General features: G+C 49.8%; 1 protein-coding gene and 1 pseudogene. Both read right to left on the minus strand.

Translation table 11 applies throughout. The annotated features are described in order from the left end of the window. Nucleotides 1-87: 87 nt before the first annotated feature. The gene (locus Q0628_RS14190; protein WP_072800390.1) at nt 88-771 is read right to left on the minus strand and encodes a DUF4956 domain-containing protein; all 684 of its coding nucleotides are present in this window, start codon (nt 769-771) and stop codon (nt 88-90) included. Between the two features lie 258 nt (nt 772-1,029). Then, nucleotides 1,030-1,381: pseudogene (locus Q0628_RS14195) on the minus strand (hypothetical protein); the annotation flags it as partial.

Below are 1,381 nucleotides of genomic sequence, written 5' to 3' on the forward strand. Positions count from 1 at the left end.
ATCCCGGCATTCCATGTAATCGGTGTAAACCTGTTCCATACCCGCTTCAAACCAGTTTTCAAAACGAGCTTGTTCATACCATCTCCCTTACATTTCCGTCGTGGCGTCCTGCATCATGAACTGCACGTCCGAGATGCCTTCGATTTTAGAGAGTTCGCTCAGGATTTCTGCAGCCGGATGAGTGGCACGCAGGCGAATCTGGTAAGCAACGTCAAGGCGAGCACCGCCGTCAACTTCACGCATCGTAATCAAGATGAACGTCTTGAGGCTAGACTTCATGATGTCTTCGATCTGACCGCGGACCTTGGCTTCGTTGGGGAGCGCAAAACGGAGCATACCGTCAAAGAAATGCTTGGTACCAAGACCAGTACGGGAAAGGAGGAAAGCAACCGCGCTAAAGGCAATCGTGCCACCCACGGCAGCACCCCAGGCGTACACACCGCAACCGATACCGGCGCCGAGCGATGCGAACACGAACATAATGTCACGCGGGTCCTTAAAAGACGTTCTAAAGCGAACCACGGAAAGAGCGCCCATCATACCAAGACCGCGACCCACGTTATCACCGATAGCCTGCATCACCGTAGCAGCGACCACGGCACTAAGCACAATGGCCTGCACAAAGTTTCTCGAATACGACAAACCAAGGAAGGTTTTTTCGTAGGTCCAGGCAATCACCGAAGAAAGGATAAATGTGAGAATCAAGGTGTACGCCAACGTAATGAGAGTGGCGTTGGCGGTGCCGGATTGGACGGCTAATAGGTCGAGCATAAGGACTCCGTGGTTTACTTTTTATTTTTCAGCCAAAATTTACTTTAATCAATCGCAAAATAGCGAATTTTTGTGTAAAAATGGATGAACAAAAACCAAACAGAACCTTTAAAATAGGACATTTCGGGGTGATTACGCCCTATTTTTTACACCTTTTCCAAATAATAGCAAAAAAGGTGCCCAAAAGCACCTAAAAAGATTTTTGCAAACATAGCTTGCGTGCAAATATCGTGCAAATCACCGTAAAATTTTTTTTCCTTAATTGAAGCGTCCCACCTGGGTGCGGCGGCGACGGCCCCGTTCGGACACTAGCGCTTCGATCAGGAACAGGAATGCGGCAAGGCCCAGGAAAATCTGGTAGCGGTCCTGGTAGTTTTCCATGCGGTCTGACGACTGTTCCTTCTTTTCCAAGCTTGCAATTTCGGTAAGCACCTTCTGCAGCTGGAACTCGCCAGGGCTCGCGTAGAAGTACAGGCCTCCGGTGACGCTTGCGATTTCTTGCAGAGTTCCGTCTTCCAAACGGGTCGTCACAATGTTTCCTTGCATGTCTTTTTTGTAAGCGACTTCGCCATTCTTGGAGGGCACCGGAATAGGCACGCCCTCGCGGGAG

Origin of the sequence: uncultured Fibrobacter sp. (genome assembly GCF_937877005.1) — a bacterium.
Classification (GTDB): Bacteria; Fibrobacterota; Fibrobacteria; order Fibrobacterales; family Fibrobacteraceae; genus Fibrobacter.